This window comes from Microbacterium oxydans (assembly GCF_006540085.1).
In the GTDB taxonomy this organism is placed as follows: Bacteria; Actinomycetota; Actinomycetes; order Actinomycetales; family Microbacteriaceae; genus Microbacterium; species Microbacterium oxydans.
This window is the reverse complement of record NZ_BJOG01000009.1, coordinates 227,018-250,919: the sequence shown is the minus strand read 5'-3', so window position 1 is coordinate 250,919 and position 23,902 is coordinate 227,018. Positions and strand designations below refer to the sequence as shown.

Annotated in this window: 20 protein-coding genes; 13 read left to right on the top strand and 7 right to left on the bottom strand. The window is 69.6% G+C overall.

Annotated features, from left to right (window positions below; genetic code table 11):
* Window positions 1-116 precede the first annotated feature (116 nt).
* A complete protein-coding gene (locus MOX01_RS17835; protein WP_371861873.1) occupies window positions 117-893 on the bottom strand; it encodes an IclR family transcriptional regulator in 777 nt (258 codons plus the stop codon).
* A gap of 109 nt (window positions 894-1,002) precedes the next feature.
* On the opposite strand from MOX01_RS17835, the gene hutH reads away from it, so the two are divergent.
* The 3 genes from hutH to hutI are packed head-to-tail and all read left to right on the top strand — an operon-like array spanning window position 1,003 to window position 5,392.
* Window positions 1,003-2,544 (top strand): histidine ammonia-lyase, encoded by a 1,542-nt coding sequence (hutH, locus tag MOX01_RS17830; RefSeq protein ID WP_141370873.1) that lies wholly within the window; start codon window positions 1,003-1,005, stop codon window positions 2,542-2,544.
* On the top strand, window positions 2,537-4,216 hold the full coding sequence (gene hutU / locus MOX01_RS17825) for a urocanate hydratase (RefSeq protein WP_141370872.1): 1,680 nt from the start codon (window positions 2,537-2,539) through the stop codon (window positions 4,214-4,216). The genes hutH and hutU overlap by 8 nt, the downstream gene beginning before the upstream one ends.
* Before the next feature lie 12 nt (window positions 4,217-4,228).
* Complete coding sequence (hutI, locus tag MOX01_RS17820; protein ID WP_141370871.1) at window positions 4,229-5,392, top strand: imidazolonepropionase; 1,164 nt, start codon at window positions 4,229-4,231, stop codon at window positions 5,390-5,392.
* Window positions 5,393-5,435: 43 nt separating this feature from the next.
* Here the strand turns inward: hutI and MOX01_RS17815 are convergent, their stop codons facing one another.
* From MOX01_RS17815 to MOX01_RS17800, 4 genes are read right to left on the bottom strand one after another with little or no spacing between them, the layout of a single operon-like run.
* Complete coding sequence (locus MOX01_RS17815) at window positions 5,436-7,301, bottom strand: glycogen debranching N-terminal domain-containing protein (protein ID WP_141370869.1); 1,866 nt, start codon at window positions 7,299-7,301, stop codon at window positions 5,436-5,438.
* Window positions 7,298-8,140, bottom strand: a complete 843-nt coding sequence (locus MOX01_RS17810) for a carbohydrate ABC transporter permease (protein WP_113680247.1) — start codon at window positions 8,138-8,140, stop codon at window positions 7,298-7,300. Before MOX01_RS17810 ends, MOX01_RS17815 begins: the two co-directional genes overlap by 4 nt.
* A complete protein-coding gene (locus tag MOX01_RS17805) occupies window positions 8,137-9,231 on the bottom strand; it encodes a carbohydrate ABC transporter permease (RefSeq protein WP_141370867.1) in 1,095 nt (364 codons plus the stop codon). The genes MOX01_RS17810 and MOX01_RS17805 overlap by 4 nt, the downstream gene beginning before the upstream one ends.
* Window positions 9,232-9,233: 2 nt before the next feature.
* Window positions 9,234-10,484: a sugar ABC transporter substrate-binding protein gene (locus MOX01_RS17800; protein ID WP_046746961.1), complete on the bottom strand. Its 1,251-nt coding sequence runs from the start codon at window positions 10,482-10,484 to the stop codon at window positions 9,234-9,236.
* Between the two features lie 166 nt (window positions 10,485-10,650).
* Between MOX01_RS17800 and MOX01_RS17795 the strand changes: the two genes are divergently transcribed.
* Window positions 10,651-11,655, top strand: coding sequence for a LacI family DNA-binding transcriptional regulator (locus MOX01_RS17795; protein ID WP_127011588.1), 1,005 nt, complete (start codon window positions 10,651-10,653; stop codon window positions 11,653-11,655).
* 15 nt (window positions 11,656-11,670) lie between these two features.
* Here the strand turns inward: MOX01_RS17795 and MOX01_RS17790 are convergent, their stop codons facing one another.
* The gene (locus tag MOX01_RS17790) at window positions 11,671-12,906 is read right to left on the bottom strand and encodes an MFS transporter (RefSeq protein WP_141370865.1); all 1,236 of its coding nucleotides are present in this window, start codon (window positions 12,904-12,906) and stop codon (window positions 11,671-11,673) included.
* An 82-nt stretch (window positions 12,907-12,988) separates the two neighbouring features.
* Between MOX01_RS17790 and MOX01_RS17785 the strand changes: the two genes are divergently transcribed.
* The 7 genes from MOX01_RS17785 to MOX01_RS17755 all read left to right on the top strand — a co-directional run bounded on the left by MOX01_RS17785 (window position 12,989) and on the right by MOX01_RS17755 (window position 19,550).
* Window positions 12,989-13,294, top strand: a complete 306-nt coding sequence (locus MOX01_RS17785) for an ArsR/SmtB family transcription factor (protein ID WP_141370863.1) — start codon at window positions 12,989-12,991, stop codon at window positions 13,292-13,294.
* A gap of 59 nt (window positions 13,295-13,353) precedes the next feature.
* Window positions 13,354-13,920: a TetR/AcrR family transcriptional regulator gene (locus MOX01_RS17780; RefSeq protein ID WP_061016757.1), complete on the top strand. Its 567-nt coding sequence runs from the start codon at window positions 13,354-13,356 to the stop codon at window positions 13,918-13,920.
* Between the two features lie 107 nt (window positions 13,921-14,027).
* Window positions 14,028-15,452 (top strand): DHA2 family efflux MFS transporter permease subunit, encoded by a 1,425-nt coding sequence (locus MOX01_RS17775; protein ID WP_141370861.1) that lies wholly within the window; start codon window positions 14,028-14,030, stop codon window positions 15,450-15,452.
* 218 nt (window positions 15,453-15,670) lie between these two features.
* On the top strand, window positions 15,671-16,459 hold the full coding sequence (locus MOX01_RS17770; protein WP_141370859.1) for a DUF2520 domain-containing protein: 789 nt from the start codon (window positions 15,671-15,673) through the stop codon (window positions 16,457-16,459).
* Complete coding sequence (panC, locus tag MOX01_RS17765; protein ID WP_141370858.1) at window positions 16,456-17,340, top strand: pantoate--beta-alanine ligase; 885 nt, start codon at window positions 16,456-16,458, stop codon at window positions 17,338-17,340. Before MOX01_RS17770 ends, panC begins: the two co-directional genes overlap by 4 nt.
* Window positions 17,337-18,206: a 3-methyl-2-oxobutanoate hydroxymethyltransferase gene (gene panB / locus MOX01_RS17760; protein ID WP_061016765.1), complete on the top strand. Its 870-nt coding sequence runs from the start codon at window positions 17,337-17,339 to the stop codon at window positions 18,204-18,206. Before panC ends, panB begins: the two co-directional genes overlap by 4 nt.
* A 123-nt stretch (window positions 18,207-18,329) precedes the next feature.
* Window positions 18,330-19,550: a hypothetical protein gene (locus tag MOX01_RS17755; protein WP_141370856.1), complete on the top strand. Its 1,221-nt coding sequence runs from the start codon at window positions 18,330-18,332 to the stop codon at window positions 19,548-19,550.
* Between the two features lie 76 nt (window positions 19,551-19,626).
* On the opposite strand, the gene MOX01_RS17750 is transcribed toward MOX01_RS17755, so the two are convergent.
* A complete protein-coding gene (locus tag MOX01_RS17750) occupies window positions 19,627-21,237 on the bottom strand; it encodes a glycosyltransferase family 2 protein (protein WP_141370854.1) in 1,611 nt (536 codons plus the stop codon).
* Between the two features lie 225 nt (window positions 21,238-21,462).
* Between MOX01_RS17750 and MOX01_RS17745 the strand changes: the two genes are divergently transcribed.
* Window positions 21,463-22,098 (top strand): PadR family transcriptional regulator, encoded by a 636-nt coding sequence (locus tag MOX01_RS17745; RefSeq protein WP_174799801.1) that lies wholly within the window; start codon window positions 21,463-21,465, stop codon window positions 22,096-22,098.
* A gap of 45 nt (window positions 22,099-22,143) precedes the next feature.
* Entirely contained in the window at window positions 22,144-23,838 is a 1,695-nt protein-coding gene (locus MOX01_RS17740; RefSeq protein WP_141370852.1) for an ABC1 kinase family protein, read from the top strand.
* Window positions 23,839-23,902 lie beyond the last annotated feature (64 nt).

Below are 23,902 nucleotides of genomic sequence, written 5' to 3'. Positions count from 1 at the left end.
AAACAAGAAAGCCACCCAATGCTGGGTGGCTTTCTTGCGTTGTGCTCCATGCGAGCACGGAGAGCCATCCCTCGCGGGGTGGCTCTTCTGCGTTAACGCGACCGTGGCCGCACGGCTCAGCGCTTCAAGCGCGCCTCGAGCATGGCGGCGCACTCCCGCACAGCGGCAGCGAGCAGCTCCTCATCCAGATCCGCACGGCCCCACGTCACCGCCACCGCAGCAACAGGCCACCCCGCCGCGTCGAGCACCGCCGCACCCACACTGCGCAAGCCGTCCGCGATCTCACTGTTCTCCGTCGCATACCCCCGGGACCGCACATCCCGGAGCAGCTCACGCAACTCTCGCGGCGTCCGCGGCCCGAGACCGGTGCGGTCGGGGAATGCCGAGACGTCCGGGTAGAGCGCCCGGACCTGTTCCCGGGGGAGCGCGGCCAGCATCGCGCGGCCCGAAGCCGTGAGGTGCGCCGGAAGACGCACGCCCACGTCCGTCACCAACGCGGGCCTCCGAGGTGCGCGTTCCTCGACGATGTACAGCACGTCCCCACCGCTCATCACCGCCAGGTGCGCGCTCTCCCCCAGCCGGTCCGAAAGAGCAGCCACCAAAGGTCGGCCTCGTCGCGCCAGTGGCTGTTGCCGGGTGTACCCGCCGGCGAGCTCGAAAGCCGAAGTACCCAGTCCCCAGCGTCTCTCTTCGCGCAGGTGCAGCACGAAGCCGTGAGCGGCCAAGGTGGTCAGCAGGTGATAGACCGTCGACCGCGGCAGATCGAGCTCGCGCGCGATCGCCGACGCCGCCACGGGGGCCGGCCGTCCGGCGAGATAGCTCAGGATGCGGAGCGTGTTCTCCGCCGCAGGCACCTGCGCGGTCGGCGCGTCGGACACCGGGACGTCCGCCACCCGTGCCTGCGTCCCCGGTGCCTGAGCGCTGGTCGTTTTGTCTGGGATCACAGACAAAGCATCGCACGAACGGGTGTCTCACACGACGCGTCGGGTGTGGAATCGAACCATGACCGAACTCGCCCCCGTGCTGGTCGGAGCGGCCCCGCTGTCGCCCGCCGATGTCGTCGCCGTCGTCCGTCACGATGCCCCCGTGCAGCTCGACGCCGAAGCCCTCGCCCGCGTCGCCGACACCCGCCGTGTGATCGACGGCCTCGCCGCCGACCCGAACCCGCACTACGGTGTCTCCACCGGATTCGGTGCTCTGGCGACCACCTTCATCGCCCCCGACCGTCGCCTGCAGCTGCAGGCCAGTCTGATCCGCTCGCACGCCGCGGGCACCGGCGCCGAGGTCGAGCGCGAGGTCGTCCGCGGACTCCAGCTGCTGCGCCTGCAGACCCTCGCTTCCGGTCGAACCGGCGTGCGCCCGGTCGTGGTGGAGACCTACGCCGCCGTGCTCAACGAGGGCATCACCCCCGTGGTGCGCGAGTACGGCTCGCTCGGCTGCTCGGGCGACCTGGCCCCTCTCGCGCACATCGCCCTGGCCGCGATGGGCGAAGGCGACGTGCGTGACGCATCCGGCGCACTGGTCCCCGCCGCCGAGGCCCTGGCTGCTGCGGGCATCGAGCCGCTCACCCTCGTCGAGAAGGAGGGGCTCGCGCTCATCAACGGCACCGACGGCATGCTGGGCACGCTGGTGCTCGCACTCCACGACCTCGAGACGCTCCTGCTCACCGCCGACATCGCCGCGGCCATGTCGGTCGAGTCGCAGCTCGGCACCGACGCCGTGTTCGCCGCCGACCTGATGGCCCTCCGCGCACAGACGGGCCAGGCCGAGTCCGCGGCCAATCTCCGCGCCTTCCTCGGCGACTCCCCCATGGTCGCGAGCCACAAGGGTCCGGATGACGGCCGCGTGCAGGACGCCTACTCGCTGCGCTGCTCGCCCCAGGTGCACGGCGCCGCCCGCGACACCCTCGCCCACGCGACGCTGATCGCCGGACGCGAACTCGCCAGCGTGATCGACAACCCCGTCATCACCTTCGACGGGCGCATCGAGTCGAACGGCAACTTCCACGGGGCTCCGGTCGCCGCTGTGCTCGACTTCCTCGCGATCTCGGTCGCCGACGTCGCCTCGGTCTCCGAGCGTCGCACCGACCGCGCACTCGACCCGGCCCGCAGCCACGGACTCCCGCCGTTCCTCGCGGACGAGGTCGGCGTCGACTCCGGCCTCATGATCGCGCAGTACGCGGCAGCCGGCATCGTCTCCGAGCTCAAGCGTCTCGCCGTCCCCGCCTCGGTCGACTCGATCCCGTCGTCCGCCATGCAGGAGGACCACGTGTCGATGGGATGGGCCGCCGCCCGCAAGCTGCGCCGCGCGATCGACGGCCTCGGCCGCGTGCTCGCCATCGAGATCCTCACCGGCGCCCGCGCCCTCGATCTGCGCGCGCCGTTGCAGGCGGGACCCGCGACCGGAGCCGTTCGTGACCTGGTCCGCACCGTCGCCGCAGGTCCTGGACCCGACCGCTTCCTGTCCCCGGACATGGAAGCCGTCACCGCCCTCGTCCAGTCGGGCGACGTCGCCCGCATCGCAAAGGAGCACACTCATGGCTGAGAACGTCTCATCAGAAAGCACCGCTTCCGGATCGCGAGTCGTCCGCGCTGCCCGTGGCAATCAGCGCACCGCGAAGAGCTGGGGCGCCGAAGCCGCCAAGCGCATGCTCATGAACAACCTCGACCCCGAGGTCGCCGAGCACCCGGAAGACCTGGTCGTCTACGGCGGCACGGGCAAGGCCGCCCGCAGCTGGGAGGCCTACGACGCGATCGTGCGCACCCTCGACGAGCTCGAACCGGACGAGACCCTGCTCGTGCAGTCGGGCAAGCCGGTCGGCGTGTTCCGCACCCACGAGTGGGCCCCGCGCGTGCTCATCGCCAACTCGAACCTGGTCGGCGACTGGGCGACGTGGCCCGAGTTCCGCAAGCTCGAAGAGCTGGGACTCATCATGTACGGGCAGATGACCGCCGGCTCGTGGATCTACATCGGCACGCAGGGCATCCTGCAGGGCACGTACGAGACCTTCGCCGCCGTGGCCCGCTCGCTCGGCCGCGACTCGCTGCGCGGCACCCTGACCCTCACCGGCGGCGCCGGGGGAATGGGCGGCGCTCAGCCGCTCGCGGTGACCCTGAACGACGGGGCGGTTCTGATCGTCGACGTCGACGAGTCGCGCCTCGCCCGCCGCGTGGAACACGGCTACCTCGACGAGTACACGACCGATCTCGACGCGGCCGTCGCCCGCGTGGTCGCCGCCAAGGACGCCGGAGAGGCCCTCTCGGTCGGTGTCGTCGGCAACGCGGCCGAGGTGTTCCCCGAGCTGCTGCGCCGCAGGGTGCCGATCGACATCGTGACCGACCAGACCAGCGCCCACGACCCGCTCGCCTACCTCCCGCTCGGCACCTCGGTGGCGGACTGGAAGGCCGAGGCCGAGCGCGACCCGGAGGACTTCACCCGCCGCTCCCGCGCATCGATGGCAGCGCACGTGAAGGCGATGGTCGCGTTCCAGGACGCGGGCGCCGCGGTGTTCGACTACGGCAACTCGATCCGCGCCGAAGCGCAGCTGGGCGGGTTCGACCGGGCATTCGAGTTCCCCGGATTCGTGCCGGCCTACATCCGCCCGCAGTTCGAAGAGGGACGAGGGCCGTTCCGCTGGGCTGCGCTCTCGGGTGACCCGGAAGACATCTACAAGACCGACCGGGCGATCGCCGAGCTCTTCCCCGAAGACGCCGCCCTGCACCGCTGGCTCGAGAAAGCCGGGGAGAAGGTGCACTTCGAAGGGCTTCCCGCCCGCATCTGCTGGCTCGGCTACAAGGAGCGCCACCTCGCCGGACTCAAGTTCAACGAGATGGTCGCTTCGGGCGAGCTCTCGGCTCCTATCGTGATCGGTCGCGATCACCTCGACTCCGGCTCGGTCGCCTCGCCCTACCGCGAGACCGAGGCGATGAAGGACGGCTCCGACGCCATCGCCGACTGGCCCCTGCTGAACGCCCTGCTCAACACGGCGTCCGGCGCCTCCTGGGTGTCGCTGCACCACGGCGGCGGCGTCGGCATCGGCCGTTCCATCCACGCCGGTCAGGTGACGGTGGCCGACGGTTCTGACCTCGCCGCCCAGAAGCTGGAGCGCGTGCTGACGAACGACCCCGGCACCGGTGTGATGCGCCACGTCGACGCCGGCTACGAGCACGCGCGCGACGTCGCCCGCGAGCGCGGCCTGAACGTGCCGATGCTCTGAGAGGGTGAGGACATGTCGACGCTCATCACGAACATCGCGGAACTGACGACGAACGTCGCGACGGCTGATGACCGCACCGGGACGCTGGCCGACGCAGCGGTGCTGATCGAGGGCGAGCGGATCGCCTGGGTGGGTGCCGCGGCAGAGGCACCGGAAGCCGACGAGGTCGTGGACGCCGCCGGGCGTGCGATGATTCCCGGATTCGTCGACAGCCACAGCCACCTCGTCTTCGGGGGCGACCGCGCCGTCGAGTTCGAGGCGCGCATGGCGGGGCAGAAGTACGCGGCCGGCGGCATCCGCTCGACCGTCGCGGCCACCCGCGCCGCGAGCGACGACGAGCTGCGCGCGCGACTGCGCGGCTTCCTCGACGAGATGCTCGCGCAGGGCACGACGACCGTCGAGATCAAGAGCGGCTACGGCCTGAGCGTCGCCGACGAGGAGCGCCTGGTGCGCCTGGCAGCAGAGGTGACGCCCGAGGTGACCTTCCTCGGCGCACACGTCGTGCCCGCCGAGTACGCCGACCGCTCGGACGAGTACGTCGACCTGGTGACCGGGCCCATGCTCGAAGCATGCGCCCCGCACGCCACCTGGATCGACGTGTTCTGCGAGACGGGCGCCTTCACGGTCGCGCAGTCGCGGCGGGTGCTGGAAGCCGGCATCGCGCGCGGACTCGCCCCCCGCGTGCATGCGAGCCAGCTCGGTCCAGGAGAGGGCGTGCGTCTGGCCGTCGAGCTCGGTGCGGCCTCGATCGACCACGGCACCTATCTGACGGACGCCGACATCGACGCGCTCGCCGGCTCCGACACCGTGCTCACCCTGCTGCCGGGGGTGGAGTTCTCGACGCGGCAGCCGTATCCGAACGCCCGACGCCTGATCGACGCCGGAGTGACCGTGGCGCTGGCCTGCGACACCAACCCGGGGTCGAGCTTCACCTCGTCGATGCCGTTCTGCATCGCCGTGGCCGTGCGCGACATGGGGATGACCCCGGCCGAGGCCGTCTGGGCGGCGACGGCGGGCGGGGCGAAGGCACTGCGCCGCGAAGACGTCGGCGTGATCGCGTCCGGGGCCAGAGCCGACCTCGTGCTGCTGAGGGCGCCGACCCGCATCCACCTCGCCTATCGGCCGGGCGTTCCGCTCGTCGACACCGTCTGGAAGGACGGACGAGCGATCGACTGAGGCCCGCGGGCGCTCAGCCGATCGCTCGTCCGATTCGTCCGGGTCAGCCCAGGGCGTGCGTCACGACGACGGCCGCGGCCGCCGACCACGCTTGCGGGCGGCACGCGGCGGGGTAGGGAAGGGGCGCGCCTCCGGGCACGCGCGCATCACCTGCGTGCAACTCGGGCACGCGGTAGTCGAACCCCTCCGCCAGGTCGAGCAACTGCGCGGCGACCACGCGTGCTTCGGCATCGAGCCCGGCGCGGATCATGCCGTGCACGGCGATCGCGGTGTCGTGCGCCCATACGCTGCCACCGTGATAGCTGAGCGGCCAGTATCCGGCAGCGTCGGTCGACATGGTGCGGATGCCGTAGCCGCTCGACATGCTCGGCGCGGTCAGCAGGGCGGCGCAGGTCCGCTCCTCCTCGGGGTCGAGGATGCCGGTGCCGATCAGGTGTCCGATGTTGCTGGTGAGGGTGTCGACCGGGGCGCCGTGGGCGTCGAGGGCGATCGCGGGGTAGCGGCCCTCTGGCGTGGTGATCCAGTACGCAGCGCGGAAGCGTTCGCGCAGGTCGGCAGCCCACGCCCGCAGCTCAGCGCCGCCGGGTTCGCCGAACGTGTCGAGCAGATCCGCGCCGCGCACAGCAGCCTCGTACGCATAGCCCTGCACCTCGCTCAGGGCGATGGGGCCCTCGGCCAGGCGTCCGTCTCGCCACTGGATCGAGTCGCCGGAGTCCTTCCAGCCCTGGTTCGCGAGTCCGTGGCCCGACTCGTCCGCATAGTCGATGAAGCCGCTGCCCGAGGCATCGCCGTGCACCGTCATCCAGGTCAACGCGGCGCGAAGTGGCGGGAGCAGTGCCCGCACCTCTCGCTCGGGCATGCCCTCGGCGTGGGCGTCGGCGAGCAGACAGATCCAGAGCGGGGTCGCATCCACCGTGCCGTAGTAGAGCGGCGGCAGGTGCACGCCCTCGTTCGGCAACGACAGGGCGCCGCTGCGCAGCTCATGCGCGATCTTGCCCGGAGCCTCGGCCGTCGAGGCGTCGTGCCCGGTGCCCTGGAGCCGGGCCAGCACCCGCAGCGTCGAGGCCGCCATGTCGGGGTCGACCGCGAGGGCGAGGCGGGCTGCCCAGAGCGAGTCCCGACCGAAGAGAGTGAAGAACCAGGGGGCTCCTGCGGCGTAGAACGCGTCGTCCGGATGGTCGGGCAGCGCGAGGCGGAGCGCAGAGAGGTCGGCGGTCGCCTGCGCCATCCAGCGGGCAGCGCGCGAATCCGCGGGGACGGCGGGCTGCGGAGCCCGCGACGGACGGGCGGCGGTGACGACGAGCGTCGGGTCGTCGAGGTCGACCGCCCAGCCGAGGGCGACGGATCCGCGTGGCGGCACCACCGCATCCCACCGCAGCACCAGGGCCTCCCCGTCCTGCGTCACCGCGGCTTCGGGAGCGGTGAGCGTGAACGACGCCTCGCCTGCACGGCAGATGGATCCGTCCCAGCTCCACGTCGCCTCGGTACCCAGCCCCGCCTTGACCTCCTGCATCGGCGCGAAGTCCGGGAGCACCCGCACTGTCACCGCTGTGGCGACCGGTGCGTCGAGGTGGGAGGTGATCGTGATCCGCTCCGAGAACGCACCGGCGGCGACCCGGCGATCGCGGTCCATCCGCACCTTCGGGTCGGCCGATTCGTCGTCGAGCCCGCGCAGCAGGTCGGTCAGCACCGTCTGCTGCGGCACCGCCGACACGCACCCGATGGACTCGAGCGCGGTGCCGTCGACGGTGATCTCGATGCTCCGGATGTGCCGGACGTCGCCGTGGTAGATCCCGTGGATCGGTGCGGTGCCCATGCGGCCTATGTCGTCGGACCAGGCCTGGGTCGGCGCCTCGAGCATGATCACGGCGTCGTCCAGCAGCGGCTGGAGGGGCGGGGTGGGGGTCATTCCTTGACGGCTCCTTCTGTGGAGTTCATGATGCGGCGCTGGAAGACGAAGAACATCACGGCGACGGGGATCGTCATGATGAGCGCGGCCGCCAGCTTGAGCGGATACTGGGTGCCCTGGCTGAGTCCACCGCTGGCGAGGGACGCGACACCCTTGGTCAGGGTGGTCAGGGCAGGGTCGTTGGTCGACACGATGAAGTGGCTGAGCTCGTTCCAGGAACCCTGGAACGACAGGATCACGATCGTCACGAGCGCGGGCGTCGCCATCGGCAGCACCACCGACCAGAACAGTCGGAACGTGCCGGCGCCGTCGATGCGCGCCTGCTCCTCGACCGACTCGGGGATGGACTCGAAGAAGTTCTTCATGATGAACACCCCGGCCGCATCGACGAGCAGCGGCAGGATCATCCCGGCGTAGGAGTTGAAGATGCCGAGCTGGTTGATCACGAGGAACTTGGGGATGAGCAGCACCACGGTGGGAACCGACATCACCGCCACGAGTGCCGCGAAGACGACACCGCGTCCACGGAAGCGCAGTCGGGCGAGCGCGTACCCGGCGAGCGAGTTGAAGAACACCCGGCCCGCGGTGACGAAGATCGTCACGATCGCGCTGTTCACGAACCACGACGGGAAGTCGGAGTTGCGGAACAGGCGCTCGTACGCCGCGAACGTCCAGACGTCGGGGATCAGCGTGATCCCGCTGGACGCGGCATCCTCATCGGTCTTGAAGCTCGTCGCGACCTGGATCAGGAACGGGTAGATGTAGATGATCGCGAGGATGATCAACAGCGCGTAGAGGGCGATCTGCCAGGTCAGCTGCTTCGACGAGAGCCGTCTCATGACGATGCTCCCTTCAACGACTGGTACGCGCGGATGCGACGCTTCGACACCGGCCGGTCGCGCAGCACCCAGCGCTGCAGGAGCGTGAAGATCACGATGATGACGAACAGGATGAACGCGATCGCCGCACCCTGCCCCCACTCCTGGTTCTGGAACGCGGTCTGGTACGAGAGGTAGGCGGGGGTGAGCGTGGTCTTGCTCGGCGCACCCCGCGTGCCCGTGTAGATCTGGTCGAACACCTGCCAGCAGCCGATGAGGCCGAGGGTCAGCACGGTGAACAGGGTCGGGCGCAGCTGCGGGAGCGTGATGCGCCAGAAGCGCTGCCAGCCGTTCGCGCCGTCCATCATGGCCGCTTCATCGACGTCGGCGCCGAGGTTCTGCAGACCGGCGAGGAAGATGAGCATGAACGTGCCGGAGGTCGTGAAGATGGCCATCAGGATGTACGCGCTCATCGCGACGGACGGACCGGCGAGCCACTCCCACCACGACACTCCGAGTGTGCCGCTCTGGGTGAGCGCCGCGGGACCGGCATCGACGCCGACCGTGCCGAGTGCCAGATGCAGGATGCCGCGCGGATCGTTGAACCAGTTGGGCCCGTTGATGCCGAACCAGGAGAGCACGTCGTTGACGGCGCCGCTGGAGGTGAAGAGGAACATCCACAGCACCGTGATCGCGACGGTGCTGGTCACGGAGGGGAAGTAGTAGGCGGTGCGGAAGAAGCCGCGGCCGCGGAGCATGGCGCGGTTGACGAGGATCGCGAGGAACAGGGCGAGCGCGGTCTGCAGCGGGACCACGAGCAGCACGTACCAGGCGTTGTTGCGCAGTGCGGTGCCGAAGTCCTTGGTCGCGAGACCGCCGTCGGTGAGGACGGCCGAGAAGTTGTCGGCGCCGACGAACGAGACCGATCCGGAGAGGGGGCTGCCGCGGCCGCCCCAGTCGGAGACGCTCACCCACAGCGCCATGAGCACCGGGATGAGGAGGAAGACACCGAGGATCACGATCACCGGCGCCGTGAACAGCCATCCGGCTGCCGCCTCGCCGCGGCGGAGCCCGGAGGCCCCACCGCGGCGAGACGCTGCCTTGACCGCCATGGTTACTCGACGACCGCTTCGAGGTTCGACTGCACGGAGTCGAGGATCGTCTTCGGGTCGGCTGTCTTCAGCGACTCGAGCTGCGAGTTGAAGTCGGCGATCACGTCGGCGGTGCCGGCCTGGTTCGGGGGGAACTGGGCATAATCCGCACCGGCGAGGAACGGGGCGAGCTCGGGGTTCGCGGCGGTCCACTCGTCGGCGGCCGACTTGATCGACGGCATCGGGCCGAACGCCTTCGAGAACGCCAGCTGGCTGTCGGCGCTCGTCAGGTACTCGACCAGTTCGAGGGCGGCCTGCTGGTTCGGGCTGTCGGCAGCCATGCCCCAGCAGTTCGTGAACTGCAGCGTGCCCTTGCCTCCCGCGCCCTCGGGGAGCTCGGCGACCGTGTACTCGAGGCTGCTGTAGTCGTTCGACAGCGCTCCGGTGATCCAGTTGCCCTCGATGACCATCGCGGCGGACTGCTTGCCCAGGGCCTCGCCGCCCCAGCCTGCCCCGACGTCCTTGGCGTAGGCGAAGGTGCCGTCGACCAGGTGCGACTTCACGTAGTCGAGCGCCTCGACGTTGGCGGCGTCGTCGGCGATGACCGTGCCGTCGTCGACGAGACCGCCACCGGCCTGCGCCATGAAGACGCCGACGCGCTGGTACTCGGCGCCGAAGGCCAGGCCCACGTGGTCGGCGGTGGTGAGCTTCTGTGCCACCGCGGAGAGGTCGTCCCAGGTCTTCGGGAGGTCGGCGTCGGTGAGGCCGGCGTCGGTCCACATCTGCGTGTTGATGATGAGCGACAGCGTCGAGAAGTCCTTGGGTGCGCAGTAGAACGTGCCGTCGACCGTGAAGTTCTCGACGAGCGACGGGTAAAAGTCGTCCTTGTTGGAGAGCTGGTCGCCGTAGGCCTTGAGCGATCCGTTGGCGGCGTAGCCGGAGGCCTGGTCGGTGGAGAGGTAGAACAGGTCGGCGGGGTCGCCGGCGGCGAAGCCCTGCGACAGCTCCTGGTCGAGGTTGCTCGCGGTCTGCAGCTTCACCTTCGTACCGGACTCGGCCGACCACGCGTCGACAGCCGACTGCACGGCCGCGGTCTCGGCGTCGCCGGAGGAGCCGATCAGCACCGTGAGCGCGTCGTCGGAGGAGGTGAGCCCCTCGCCGTCGGCCTTGGTGTCGTCTCCGGCGAAACCGGAGCCACAGCCGGTGAGCACGAGCGCGCTCGTGAGCAGCACCGCCCCGGTGCCGAGGACTGCGCGAGTGGTGTGCCGTGTCATGGTCTCTCTCCTTTGATGAGTCACTGCGGGTTCGATGGATCTCTGGCGACGGTCTCGGGAGGACCGTGCGGGATCGACGCAGAAATTTGAACGATCAAACTCTGCGTGGAATAGGCTAAGCGGGAGTCGCGGGAAGTGTCAACCCGGACACGGATGAGGAGGTGCGATGGCGAAGGCGCCGACCGTCGAAGACGTCGCCGAGCGCGCTGGCGTCTCGCGGCAGACCGTCTCGAACGTGCTCAACACCCCGGACATCGTCCGCCCGGCGACCAGGGAGCGCGTCCTCACGGCGATCCACGACCTCGGCTATCGCCGCCATGCGGCCGCCCGACGACTGCGGTTGCGACGCAGTTCGACCATCGGGATCCGTCTCGATCCGTATCTCGGTGGCATCTCGGGTGTCGTGCTCGACCGTTTCGTGCACGCGGTCACCGAGCGGGCGAGCGAGCGCGGCATGCGCATGCTCGTCTACGCCGCACGTACGCGGGAAGAGGAGATCCAGCGGCTGTCGGAGCTGTGGGAGGGGTCGGAGATCGACGCCGCGATCATCACCGGCACCTCGCGCGACGATCCGCGCGTGCGCAGCCTCGACCAGGACGGACTGCCCTTCATCTCGTTCGGCCGACCGTGGGGTGAAGACGATATCGCCGATCCGCGCCACCTCTGGGTCGACGTCGACGGCGCCGCGGGAACACGGGCGGCGACCGAGCACGCACTGACTCACGGTCGACGGGTGGCGTTCCTCGGATGGCCGACGGGCTCGGGAACCGGCGACGACCGTGAGCGCGGCTGGCGTGAGGCCATGGCTGCGGCCGGAGCGCAGGGCGAACGGCTCACCGCGGAGGAGGGGGTTCCCCTCGGGCGTGCCTGTGTCGACGCGGCGCTCGCCGCGGGACACGTGCCCGACGCTCTCGTCTGCGCCAGCGACTCACTCGCGGTCGGTGCGCTGTTGGCTGTCGCCGCTGCCGGACTCTCGCTTCCCGTGATCGGCTTCGACAACACGCCGACGGCCGAGGCTCTGGGCTTCTCGAGCGTCGAGCAACGGCCCGAGGATGTGGCGACGGCCGTCCTCGAACTCCTCATGGGCCCGACGGGGGAGATCGTCGCCCCGCGCACCCTTCAGGCCGGCTCTGCGCACGCGCTGATCACGCCCGAGCTCGTCGTGCGCTGACGCGCTCCTCCGCTTCTATGCCGCGCGGCGCATACGCAACGTGAACGCGATACCTGCCAGTGCGATGACGACGATCCCGTAGCCCACGCACACCGCCTCCAGGCCGACGACTCCGACCAGCGCACCCGCGATGACGGCCGGTACGCCGAAGGCCAGATACGCCAGCAGGTAGATCACGGCGAAGGTGTCGGCGCGCTGGGTCGCCGGGATCCGCGGGGCCAGCGAGGCGACGACTCCCGAGAACGCGGTGCCGAACCCCATACCGGTCACGGCGGCCGCGACGAGGTAGAACGGCAGTGAGCCGATGCCGAGGGCTATGAGCGACAGCAGGGTTCCGGTCGCCAGGGCCGCCGTGCCGAACAGCACCATCGACCGTGCAGCGAGCTTCCGGAGAGTGAACGCGGTCAGGGCTCCGATGCCGGCGAGCAGCACCACACCGAGCCCCTGCCAGACATGCGCCTCGCCGCCGAGCTCGCCTCGGACGATGTTGGCTCCGAGCGACAGGAACAGTCCACCCGTGGCCCACCCCGCGATGATCGCCGGAGCGCCCCGCCAGAAGTCGGCCCTGATCGCGGTCGGGATCGACAGCCGGAAGCTCAGTGACGCCCAGACGCCCGGCTTGCGCGGTGCGGTCTCCGGAACGAGGAAGAACAGTGCCGCGAGCACGATGTACGCCGTGCTCAGCGGCGCGAAGACATCGAGCAGGGCCTCACCGCTGACGTCGAGCATCACTCCGGAGGCGAGGGCCCCGAGCGCGAGACCGATCCCGGGGCTGAGTGCATTCCACAGTGCGGCGGTACCCGCGCGGCCGCCCGGCGCGAAGTCGAGCACCGTGGCCGAGAGGGCTGAGATGAGCAGGCCGCTCGCGATGCCCTGCAGGATGCGCGCGAGGAACAGCGTCGCCACGGCATCCGCATGCCAGAACAGGAACATGCTTCCGGCGAGCAGTAAGAACCCGGCGATCACGACGGGTCGGCGTCCGACATGGTCCGACAGGGAACCGGCGGTGAGGAGCGTGAGCAGCAGCGCCACCGCGTAGACCGCGAACACGGCACTGATCACGACGGGGGCGAAACCGATCTGCTGCGCCAGCACCGGATAGAACGGCGACGGCGCGCTCGCACCGACCATCATCAGGATCTGCGCGATGATCGCCAGCACGAACCCGAAGCGGGCGCGCGTCTGCGGGGTGGTCGTCGGCAGGGTGGTCGTCGATAGGGGGACGGCGACGATCGGCTCAGTGGTGGTCATGGCGTCTCCTCGTTCGGTTCGAGAATCATCGAACTATCGGAGCGTACGCGCGTTTCGCCAATTGTTCAACTATTATCGAACCATGCCTGGCGACCTTCCTCACCCGGAGCGCTCCGAGATCCAGCTCACCGACGTGCTCTTCGCGATCAGCGACCCCGAGCGTCTCGCCATCACGCGACAGCTCGCGGACGGCCCTCTCGACATGGCCGCCTGTCATGCCACCGACCCCAACCTCCCGAAGTCGACCAAGTCGCACTTCATGAAGGTGCTGCGCGAAGCGGGTGTCATCCGCAACGAGCCGAACGGGCGCCGGCGGATGCTCACGCTGCGGCGTGACGACCTCGACGCCCTGTTCCCTGGGCTGCTGGACTCGGTGCTGCGCGACTGACTCTGCCTCGGATTGGAAGACTCTTGCCGACTCGAGAGAGTGAGTGTACAGTCACTCATATGTCCACGACCCGCAGCTCGATCCTCTCCACGGCAGACGCCCGCAAGCCCGTCGTCGCCGCGGCGGCACTGGCGGCCTTCGCTCGAGGCGGGTATCACGGCACGACCGTCGCCGACGTCGCACGCGAGGCCAAGATCTCGCCGGCCTACGTCTTCAAGCTCTACTCGGGTAAGGAGGCGCTGTTCGTCGTCGCCCTGGAAGCCTGCTTCGATGCGATCCTCGTCGCCCTCGAAGAAGGCGCGGATGCCGCGGACGACACCTCGCCCGAGGGTCTGCTCGACGCGATGGGGGATGCCTACGCGCACCTGATCTCCGACCGGAAGCTGCTCATGCTGCAGGTGCATGCGCAGTCGGTGGCGGAGATCCCGGCCATCGGCGAGGCGCTTCGCGCAGGGTTGGAGCGCATCACTGTCTTCGCCCGACAGCGCTCTCGCGCCGAGGATGGCGCCGTGCAGCGGTTCATCGCCTACGGGCAGCTCTGCCACCTGATCGTCACCACGCAGCTCGACGGGCGCCCGGGGGATTGGGTCGCCCTGCTGACCAAGGGGATCACCCACCCCGACTGACGTCAGTCCCTAGAGAGGGCGCTTTCGCTTGCCGTCAAGAGTGAGTGAGCGATCACTCATTAGCGTCGCCGAACCGAACCAACCACCCACAAGAACAGGAGCATCCCATGACCTCTCCCACCGCCACCGCGACACGAGCCACCGCCGCGCCGCGCAGCTCCAGGCGTTGGCTCGCACTCAGCGTGCTCGCCCTCGCGCAGTTCCTCGTCGTGCTCGACGCCTCGATCGTGAACATCGCCCTCCCCGTGCTCGGTGCCCAGCTCCGCATGAGTACGGCCGCCCTCGCCTGGGTGATCACCGCCTATGTGCTGGCCTTCGGCGGACTCCTCCTCCTCGGCGGACGTCTCGCCGACCGTTACGGACACCGCCGCGTGTTCCTGATCGGCACGGGCGGCTTCGTCGCTGCCTCCGCGCTCGCCGGTCTCTCCATGTCGAGCGAGATGCTCCTCGGCGCGAGGGCTCTCCAGGGTGCTTCGGCCGCGCTCCTCGCCCCCGCGGCGCTCGCGCTGCTCACCCATCTCTTCCCTGACGACAAGGAGCGCACGAAGGCCCTCGGCGTATGGGGAGCCGTCGCCGGGATCGGGTCGGCGGCCGGAGTCCTGCTCGGCGGTGTGCTCACGGCCACCCTCGGCTGGCAGTGGGTGTTCTTCGTCAACGTCCCCGTTGGCGCGCTCGTGCTGATCGCGATCCCGTTGCTCATCACCCGCGACGGCGCCCGCACGCCTGGGCGTCTGGATGCGGCCGGTGCCGTCACCGTCACGTCGGCTCTGGTGGCTCTGGTCGGCGCCCTCAGTGCTGTCGAGCAGCTCGGATTCGTGCACCCGCTGCCGATGATCCTGTTCGCAGCGGCGCTCGCGCTGGGTGTCGCGTTCGTCCTGATCGAGCGGCGCGCTGCAGAGCCTCTGGTGCCGCTGGCGGTCTTCCGCAACCACAACCTGGCGCTCGGGAACATCGTGATGCTGCTCGGCGGGGCGGCGATGGTGGCGCTCTTCTTCGCTCTCTCCGTCTACATGCAGGCCGTGCTCCACTACGACGCGCTCGCTGCCGGCCTGTCGCAGCTGCCGCTCGCGGGTGTGCTCGTGCTCGTCGCGGGAGGTGCACCCGCCCTCATCGCGCGTGTCGGCACCCGCCCGGTCCTGATCGGCTCTCTGCTCGTCCTGGCCGGAGGGCTCGCCTGGCTCGCAACCGCGCCGTCCGATGCCACGTTCCTCGCGCAGCTGCTCGGGCCGACGATCCTGGTCGGAGTCGGTCTCGGCGGGGCTGTCGTGGCGACGACCCAGCTCGCGGTGGACGGCGTCGACGGCGGGGAATCGGGTCTCGCCGGGGGTCTGATCAACACGAGTCAGCAGATCGGTGGCGCGGTCGGACTCGCCGTTCTCGGGACCGCCGCCGGTCTGCGCACCGCGGCGCTGTCCGCGGAGGGAGCCTCCGAGGCGACTGCCCTCACCGGTGGATTCTCCTGGCTCTTCCTCGGCGCGGCCGCGCTCGCCGTCATCGGAGCGGGGATCGTTGTGGTCTGGCCGCGCGACTGAGCTCGGCGGGCGGGAGGCCCCTGGGGTGCGTCCTCGCACCTCAGGGGTTCGTCGATTCCGCCGGAGATCGAATGGACACGCAAAAGTCGACAAGAGTAACCAGAATGGCATATGTATGTGGTGCTCACGTACGCACTCTGCTCTCTGATTTGGATCGTATGCGGTGCCGGGCGGATACTTCTGGCACCCGCGCCGCGTGACCCGGCCCGGCAATCGACATGCACACATCCGCCTCTCTCGCACCAGGGACGACCATCGCCATCGTCGGCGCCGGCCGTCTCGGAGGCGTACTCGCGCGGGCTCTGCGGGCAGCGGATCTCGACGTCGTGGGACCCCTCGGGCGGGACGAGCGGATTCCGGATGTGGATGTCGTCCTCCTCAGCGTTCCGGATGCGGCCATCGCCGAGGCTGCGGCCGTCGCCCGGCCCCATGCGCGCTTCCTCGGACATGTATCCGGCGCGACCGCGCTCACCGATGTGGATTTCAGCCTCCATCCGCTGCAGACCTTCACCGGCGACGAGCCCGCCGAGGTGTTCCGCGGCATCGGTGCCGCGATCGCCGGTCGTACGCCCGCAGCTCGTGAGGTCGCGGAGCAGCTCGCCCTCGCTCTCGGTGCACGCCCGTTCGAGGTCGACGACGCACACCGTGCGAGCTATCACGCGGCCGCGTCGTCCGCCTCGAACTTCGTCCTCACCGTGCTCGACGCGGCGGAGGACCTGGCTTCGAATGCGGGGATTCCTCGCGACGTCGCCCGGTCGCTCCTGGCTCCGCTCGTACGTCAGACGGTCGAGAACTGGGCGAAGGACGGCGCTGCCGCTGTGCTGACCGGGCCCATCGCCCGCGGCGACGAGGAGACGGTCGCACGCCAGCGTGCTGTCGCCGAAGGGCTGGAGCTCGACGACCTGTTCGATGCGCTCGCCGCAGCCACGCGCGAGGTCGCTGCCCGACCCACCGCCACCGCATCCGCCATCGCACCCGCCATCGCACTCGAGGAGCCCCCGGCATGAGAATCCTCCGCACGATCCGCGAGGTCCGCGCCGCGATCCGAGAAGCCAGAGCCGCGGGTGGGACCATCGGCCTCGTGCCCACAATGGGCGCCTTCCACGATGGCCATCTCTCCCTCATGCGTGCCGCGCGCGAGGCGTCCGACCTCGTCGTCGTGTCGCTGTTCGTCAACCCGACCCAGTTCGGCGCCAACGAAGACCTCAGCGCGTATCCGCGCGACGAGGCCCGCGACGCCGGACTCGCGGAGGCCGCGGGCGTCGACATCCTCTTCGCTCCCACCGCGTCCGAGATCTACCCCGACGGGTTCGCGACGAACATCCACGTCGCCGGTCTCACCGACGTGCTCGATGGCGCGAGTCGTGGGGCGCACCACTTCGACGGCGTCGCCACGGTCGTCACCAAGCTGTTCGGGATCGTCCGACCGGACGCCGCGTACTTCGGGCAGAAGGATGCGCAGCAGGTGCTCGTCGTCCGCCGGGTCGTGCGGGACCTCGACCTCGACGTGCGGATCGTCGCCTGTCCGATCGTGCGGGAAGCGGACGGCCTCGCCATGAGCTCCAGGAACGTCTACCTCGACGCGGAGGCCCGCGTGCAGGCCTCCGCTCTGAACCGGGCGCTCGATGCCGGGGCTGCGGTGTTCGAGGCGGGCGATCCGAACGCGGGGAGCATCCTCTCCGCGGCGCGACGAGTGCTCGCCGATGCCGGGATCGACCCCGAGTACCTCGAGCTCCGAGATGCCGAGACGCTGCGCCCTCTCGCCCGCGTCGATCGTGACGCCCTGCTCGCGGTCGCCGCACACATCGGGGCGGCCCGCCTGATCGACAACCACGTCCTGCACGTCGCCGATGCCTCGGCGACAACCGATACGGAGGTCAGCGCATGAGCGCTCATGCCGCTCCCCGCACCCAGGTCACCCTCGCCGCCCTCGGGGCGAAGAAGGCGGCCGGTGAGCCCATCGTCATGGTCACCGCGTACGACCACCCGGGCGCACAGATCGTCGAGGCCGCCGGCGTCGACGTGGTGCTCGTCGGCGACTCGGCCGCGATGACCGTCCTGGGCTACGACAGCACGGTGCCGGTCACGCTCGACGAGATGCTGATGCTGACCAAGGCGGTGCGGCGGGGGCTCACAGTGCCTCTCCTCGTCGGCGACCTGCCCTTCGGCTCGTACGAGGCCTCGGACGAGCTCGCCATCGCGACCGCGCAGCGCTTCATCAAGGAAGCCGGCTGCGACCTCGTGAAGATCGAGCGCGGCGGGACGACGGTCCAGCGCGCCAGGGCGCTCGTGCAGGCGGGCGTCCCGGTCGTCGGGCACGTCGGGCTCACGCCGCAGACCGCCACCGCGCTCGGGGGCTACCGTGCGCAGGGGCGCTCCGCCGAGGCCGCACTGGCCGTGATCGAGGATGCGCTCGCGTTGCAGGATGCCGGGTGCTCGATGATCGTCGTCGAGGCGGTGCCGTCCGAGGTGACGGCTGCGCTCATGCCGCTGCTGGACGTCCCCGTGATCGGTATCGGAGCGGGTGGCGCGGCCGACGGACAGGTGCTCGTCTTCCACGATCTGCTCGGACTCTTCGACGGGTCGGCCGCCAGGTTCGTCAAGCGGTATGCCGAGCTGCGGACGGACGCCATCGCGGGGGTCGGGGCGTACGCATCGGAGGTGCGCAGCGGCGCTTACCCCGCGCCCGAGCACGGATACGCGATGGCGCAGGGGGAGGCCGCACGTCTCGAGGAGCTGCTCGCGCGCCGGTAGTTCGCGCCCCGCCGACGGCTCGTGTTCGCAACTCTTCTGCACCGAAGACGGCTTCATCGAGTTCTCGACAATCGGTGGCTTCGAGTCCTGGGGCGATGCCGGGGACGACCTAGCGTTGCGCGGATGAAACTCTCCGAGCACGTCCACGTCACGTGGGCACTTCATGTCGAGATGTCGGTCTCAGGATGCCCCGAGCTCACCCGCGTCATCGGTGTGCCACGGGATGCCCCCTCGTACTGGCTGATCGAGGCCTATCGGCTGAGTCTCGGGCTCGAGCCGGAAGCGCCCGAGTTCGAAGCGGACGCGGGTCGGTCGCTGCACATCGACCTGTGTCCCTGGCGGGCCCCGACGCAGCAGGTGTCGGTCCCCGGTGTCGCCGATGTGGTCGACGTGGTGATCAGCGGGCCCTACGCGACACGGATGGGCGACCCGCGGGTCACCGTCGTCGACGCGGAGTCCGTCCCGGTGCTCCCGTCGCCGGTGGGAAGCTGGCAGACACAGCGACCTGCATTCCGCGCAGAGCACGTGGGGTTCGAGCTCGCCCAGCGGTTCGGCCTGGTGCAGCCGCGCCTCGACCCTGCGGCTTGCGGGGTCGGCGGCGATGCTCTCCGTCCGTTCTCACCGCTGGCGGCATTGTGCCAAGGGCTCTCCCCGGTGCGTCGTCTCGCCCTCCTCGCGCACCTCGACGACGCGGAGCTCAACGACCCGGTGCCCTTCGAGGAGACCCCGGCGGGCTCGGAGTTCGCGGAGTCGGCGACGGCCGGCATCCGGATGCTCGTCGGGCGGATCGGCCCCGATGGTGTCGATCAGGATCCGACCGATGGGTGGCTGCCCCGCGCGATCGTCTCCGATGCCGTCGACGCCCTCGACTGGCCGGACACGGCGGCGCCGGGCCTTCCCGACCCTGCCGATGCTCTCGCGTCGCTCGCACGTCGGACCAAAGCGGTGCGCAGGCTGCGCGGGCATGTCGTGGTCACGAACCTCGGACGCGGGCTGGCGGACGGTGAGGTGCGGGCATTCCTACGGATCATCGACGGCGTGCGGGCGCTGGGGAGAGAGAGGCTGTTCCCCAGCGCCTGGCCGCGTGCCGTGACCCTCGCCCTCCTGGCCGTCGCCGATGGATCCGCCTCGACCTTCGACGAGCTGGTCGGCGTCGTCGCGCGCGGTGAGGCTGCGGTGGAGGAAGGGCAGGGCGACGGAAGGTTCTCCGAGTGGTCGCCTCGGTCAGGCGACGTGTCAGCGGTGCAGCGAGTGGTCGAGAGTCTCTGTGCGCTCTCGTCGCCGAGCGCGTTCGGCTCGATCACTCCCGCGATGCGCGCCGTCGCGCGGGCGGCGCTCCAGTGACACGGCGAGCGTGTGTCGACGGCGGTGGGCGCGTGCGGATGCGCGGCGTCAGCCGGTCCGTGTCAGCTCTTGCGAGTCAGCTCTTCCTCGTGAGGGCGCGCACGCGGCGGACAGCACGTCCGGCGAGGTCCTTCAGCCGGCCGCCGGGCCACTCGCGGTGCAGTTCGACCGTGCCCTGGTCGGTCGCCACGAGGGTGCAGGAGCGGCCCGCGAGGAGCGGCGACCGTCCGGCGCGGGCAAGCACGGTAGGGGAGGCTTCGAGCGGGGTCTCGAAAGTCCACCCCGCATGTCGGACCTTCACGGTCAGCGCGCCTCCGCGGGAGTCGTCGTCGGGACCGAACACCTTCACGGGGTCGATCGCCACGCGGGCGGAGTCGAGCTTGCGGGGAAGTCGACCTCCGAGACGGCGCTCGGCACCGGTGTCGCGGTCGCGGAGGAAGAGGTCAACCCGGTCGTTGCGCAGCTCGCGGTTGGCGACCACGAGGTTCTCCGGGAGTCCCTCGGTCGTCGAGGCCGGGAGCGAGATGAGTCGCGTCACCTTCTTGGGGCGTGCGGATCCGGACTCGGCGTCCGTCGACTCTTCGACCGCGGATGCGAAGACGAACGCGTCCTGGCCGCTCCTCGTGAGGGTCACGCGGATCGTGAAGTGCAGACCGCCACCGCGAGACCAGTGCACCTCGGTCACGACGGCGCGACAGGTGATCTCGGATTCGAAACGCGCGAGCTCCAACAGGTCGTCACGTCGCCCGGCGCGCAGCAGAGCGGCGCGGATCCGATGCGGGAATCCCAGGCCGGCATCGACGCCGGGTCCGAAATGCTCCTGCGTCAGGGGCGTGACCACATCGAGCAGGCGTTCACGGTAGTCGTCGGGGTACCTGGCCATCTGTCGGCCCGAGAGCCGCTTGAGGATCTTGCCTCGGAACCAGTGCCGCAGAAGGCGATCGCGCAGCTTTCCCGGCTCGGTGTGCGCTTCGACGAGGTCGAGCACCGTTTCGAGATGCGGGAAGTACGACTCCGGGTCGATGCGCGAAGAGCTCGCGCTGCCCGGCTCCTTGACCCAGGCGTAGCACGGCTCGCTCGCCAGGACCGAGATCCTCGACGCCGCGAAGTACGCCTGCATCACGAAGAGATGGTCTTCCAGCCGCACCTTGCCCTCGGGGAAGCGGATGCCGTTGGCCCGAAGGAAAGAGGTGCGGAACATCTTGTGCGGTGTCAGCATCTCGAGCAGCGGGTCGGTTCCGAGGACCGCATCCGGGATGTCGTGGCTGAAGATCCGACTCGGAAGGCGGCGGCCGATGCCCACCTCCTTGCCGATGATCACATCGGAGGAGTGCAGGTCGGCGTAGTCGCACAGCTTCTCGAGTGCACGGTCGAACAGATAGTCGTCCTGATCGACGAACTGCACGTACGTCCCGCGAGCCGCATCGACGCCGTGGTTGCGCGGCATGCCGGGCCACCCGGAGTGCGCCAGCGACAGCACGCGTACGTGGGGGCGGTCGCGGGCGATGTCGGCCAGCCGAGCAGAGGTGGGCTCGCCGGATCCGTCGTCGCACAGAAGCACTTCGAACGACGCAGTGCCAAGACTCTGGCGATCGAGTGACGCGATGAGATCGTCGAACGAGGGGCCAGGTCGCCACACCGGTACGATCACGCTCACACGGATGGTGCCCGCGTCGCTGCTGCTCATCTCCGGTCGATCACTCTGTGACAAACGTCTCACTCCCCCAAGTCGACAACTCCCAGAGCTAACCACGTCTTCCTGTGTGCGTCACCGGGCTTGCGCGACGGCCGGGCGTGTGGTGCGCAACAGGTGGAAGTCATCCACGGGTCGAACGATCGAAGACTCCCACCCCACGCCCAGGGTTAACGATATATCGTTGAGTATCGTTCACACCTACAGCAGGAGGTCATCATGAGCAACGCATTCCCCTCCAACCCGTTCGGCGGCAACGGCGGTTCCGGCAGCAGCGGCGGATCCGGCGGGTTGTTCGGCGGACCCGGCTTCGGCGCCGGCTCCGGTGGCCCGGCATCCGCGATCTTCGAGGCGATGGATCAGCTCCGTAAGTCCTTCGAGTCCCGCCCCTCCGGTGGTTCGCGCATGGCCCGCGGTGACGTCCGCACTGCCGTGCTCTCCCTGCTGGCCGAGAAGCCGATGCACGGTTACCAGATCATCAACGAGATCGCCGAGCGCAGCGGCGGCACGTGGAAGCCGAGCGCCGGTTCCGTGTACCCGACGCTGCAGCTGCTCGCCGACGAAGGGCTGATCGAGGCGGAGGAGCAGAACGGCCGCAAGACCTACTCGCTCACCGAAGCCGGCCGCGCGGTCGCCGACGAGAGCTCGGAGACCCCAGCCCCCTGGGTCTCGTCGAACGGCAAGGACGGTCAGCGCGACAACGCCCGCTTCCACGCGCTGCCGAAGGCGGGCGTCGACCTCGCCGCCGCGGCTGCCCAGGTGGGTCGCAGCGGGTCCGCCGAGCAGGTGCAGCAGACGATCGAGGTCCTCGACGAGGCCCGCCGTAAGCTGTACACGATCCTCGCGCAGGACTGACCGCGCAGTGCGGCATCGGGTGGGGGTCTGCGAAGGGACCACGCGATGACGGATGCTGCGGCACACGGCGTGCACCGCGCCAGGTACCGTCGCATCCTGTCGTTCGCCGGTCGCGAGTTCTTCAAGATCTGGTGGTTCGAACTCGTCCTGCCCCGCTTCGGCATGAGCCGAATCGCGGAGCGGACACGCGGTCAGCGGATGCAGACGTTCGCTCGTCGGTTCCATGTGCTCGCCGTGGAACTCGGCGGACTCATGATCAAGGTGGGACAGTTCATGTCGTCGCGCCTCGACGTGCTGCCGCCGGAGATCACGAAGGAGCTCGAGGGGCTGCAGGACGAGGTTCCGCCCGTGCCCACGCCGGCGATCCGTGCGCTCGCCGAAGCCGAGCTCGGGATCCCGCTCGAACGTGCCTATGCCTGGTTCGATGAGAACCCCGTCGCGGCGGCTTCCCTCGGGCAGGTGCATCGCGCCCGACTGTCGGCGCTCGATGCGGCAGACACCGGGCTCGGCGAGGTCGTAGTCAAGGTCCAGCGCCCCGGCATCGATGAGATCGTGGCGGTCGACCTCGCGGCGCTCCGCCGGGTCGCGCGGTGGCTGACGCGCGTGCGCATCGTCGCCGACCGGGTGGATGCGCCCGCGCTCGTGGAGGAGTTCGCCGCGACCAGCCTCGAGGAGATCGACTACCTGCACGAGGCCGCGAGCGCGGAACGCTTCCGCGAGAACTTCGCCGCCGATCCCCGCGTCGACACCCCGGAGATCGTCTGGGAGCGCTCGACCCGTCGGGTGCTGACTCTCTCGGACGTCACGGCCATCAAGATCAACGACATCGAGGCCCTCCGCGCCGCCGGAATCGATCCGTCCGAGGTCGCCGCGGTGTTCGCCGAGGTCATGTTCGATCAGGTGTTCACGCACAGTTTCGTGCATGCCGACCCCCACCCCGGCAACATCTTCGTCACGCCTTCGCCGGTGGTCGAGGGCGGCACGGGGCGCGGTTTCCGCCTCACGTTCATCGACTTCGGCATGATGGCCGAGATCCCCGCGAGCCTCCGCGATGGATTGCGCACACTCCTGATCGCGGTGGCCGCCCGAGACAGTCGTGGCCTCGTCGCCGCCGCGCAGGAGATCGGCGTGCTGCTGCCTTCCGCCGACACGGCCGAGCTCGAGCGCGCGCTCACCACGTTGTTCGCCCGTTTCGGCGGCATGGGGTTCGCTGAGTTGAGCAAGGTCGATCCGCGCGAGTTCCGTGACTTCGCCGAGGAGTTCGGCGACATGGTGCGCTCGCTCCCGCTCCAGCTGCCCGAGAACATGCTGCTGCTCATCCGTGCCGTCTCACTGACCTCCGGCATGTGCAGCGGTCTCGATCCCGCGTTCAACGTGTGGGATGCGGCAGAGCCCTACGCCGGCCGTCTGCTTCGCGACGAGAGCGGCAACATCGTGCAGGCCTTCGCGAACCAGGCGATGGGCACGATGTCCACGACCTGGGCGTTGCCCGGCCGCATCGACAAGATCATCACGCGCCTCGACGACGGCAACGTCACCTTCGACACCTCACGACTCGAACGTCGCCTGGACCGGCTCGAGGGCATCGCGCGCCGCATCGGCTCCGGCGTCCTGTTCGCGGCGTTCCTGGTCGGCGGTGCGCTGCTCGTGCCGTCGGTGCCGCCCCTGGGAATCACCCTGGTCTGTGTCTCCGCCCTCCCGCTGCTGCACTCGCTGTTCGGGGGGCGCCGCTCGCGCTAGCTGCGACGCGCCCGAAAACCCAGAGCAGGCAGCGTCCGCCCGGCGCGTCGCTGCCCGACGCGCC